This window comes from Alteromonas sp. KUL49 (assembly GCF_006538345.1).
In the GTDB taxonomy this organism is placed as follows: Bacteria; Pseudomonadota; Gammaproteobacteria; order Enterobacterales; family Alteromonadaceae; genus Alteromonas.
Genome location: NZ_BJKL01000028.1, coordinates 1 through 1,757, shown reverse-complemented (window position 1 = coordinate 1,757; position 1,757 = coordinate 1). Strand labels below are relative to the sequence as shown.

Genomic DNA, 1,757 nt, shown 5'->3' with positions numbered 1-1,757 from the left:
AATACTTATGACTTCTACCATACTGACTAATAACCCTTTTTAGTCAGTATGGATGAATCCTATTTTGACCCAGTTACTTTCTCAGCTTTTACATATTCAGGGGCAGGCAATCCAGTCGATTAAGGTCGATGAATCCACTCAAACTGTTGACGTTTACTGTCGTCGAGACCGACGATTTAAAGTGACCGACCCAAAGTCTAACCAAGCTTGCACCGTCAATACTTACGTTTCTAGAACCATTTATGACTTGCCGATAAGTGGCCGGTGTTGTCGAATTCATATTGAGCTTGCGCAAATCCGTACAATCGAAGGTGAGCGACGTATTGAAGAGTGTGACTTTGTAGAAAAAGGTGTACGTTATTCCAAACGATTCTGTGAACAAATTAGTGGCTTGTGCCGTCACATGCCCATCAGTGTGATTGCGAGACACTATGGACTTCGCTGGGAAACGATTAAGAATATTGACAAGGCGGCGCTGCATCGAACGTTGCCACCCTCTGAGCCGTCAAAACTCCGTAGATTAAAACGGATTGGCGTTGATGAAGTCGCAAAAGCCAAAGGGCACGACTATATGACTGTGGTGTATAACATGGATAACGGCCAATTGATTTGGGTCGAGCATGGTCGTACACACCGCGTTCTCGAAGCCTTTCTCACTCAACTTACCGAACAAACTGCCCAAGGGATTCAGGCCGTTGCAATGGATATGGGGAAGGCTTACCAAAAAGCCGTCAGAGAAAACCTGCCGAACGCTGACATCGTTTTTTGACCGATTCCATGTCGTCCAACAATATAGCCAACTCATTCGACGAGAGCGTTCGTATGAGTTCAAAAAAGCGGTCTGTAGAGAAGATAAAACGCTGATTTAAGGCTCGCTTTACCTTCTATTAAAGAATCCAGAAAGGCTGTCAGAAAACCAAACGGACAAACTGAAAATGTTACTCAAAGCTAATCGCCGTCTGAGTGAAATCTACGTTCTTAAAGAGCAGCTAAAAAGTATCTGGCGAGCGGAAACCTATCAGCAAATGGCTTACCGTTTAGACGCTTGGTGTCAGTTAGCCAAAGCGACAAGAATAATGAGCGTGCAAGGTTTTGTATCCATGCTGCAAGACCACAAAGAAGGCATCTGTAACTTTGCAAAGTATGACCGATTAACCAGCTCTGTAATCGAGGCTGGCAATGTATCAATAGGATTGTTACGCAGAAGAGCTCGCGGGATAAGAGATACCGAATACTTCAAACTGAAGATTAAACAGCTTTCAGTACCTGAGGTAAGTTCAATGTTATACCCTTCTGTCAAGCTCATCTAAGCGGAGAAGAGCCCCTCAGTTAATCCGTTCTATCCTAATTTAGTAATACAACTGACAAGGTTTTGTCCAAAGGTGTGCTGACGGGACATGAAACATGAAGATGTCCAAAAGTGATTTAGGACTTCAAACTTGTTCCTTCTCTAATATTCTCAGTTTCTTACCCAAAACAGCCCCCATTGTCCCCAGAGGTTTTGAGTGGGATTGTGGGAGTATTGGCTCGTTTCGATGTGTCGCTGCAGCCCAGATAAATAGGGCGTCTGGATACCTTCCATAAACCTAGAATGAACGTGTTCCTAACTTTGTTCTCACCCCAAACAACCCCCGTTGTCCCCAAAGGTTCTTCGTAGGTACAACAATTCTTTAAGCTAGGTTTTGGGATGGTGGGATCTTCGATAAGAAGAAATATTGATGAATTAGAACATTGTCTATCTTACTGTCAAATGCCCT

General features: G+C 43.7%; 1 pseudogene. It reads left to right on the top strand.

What is annotated here, in order from left to right:
* Positions 1-64 precede the first annotated feature (64 nt).
* Positions 65-1,310, top strand: a pseudogene (locus EYS00_RS20345) (ISL3 family transposase).
* Positions 1,311-1,757 lie beyond the last annotated feature (447 nt).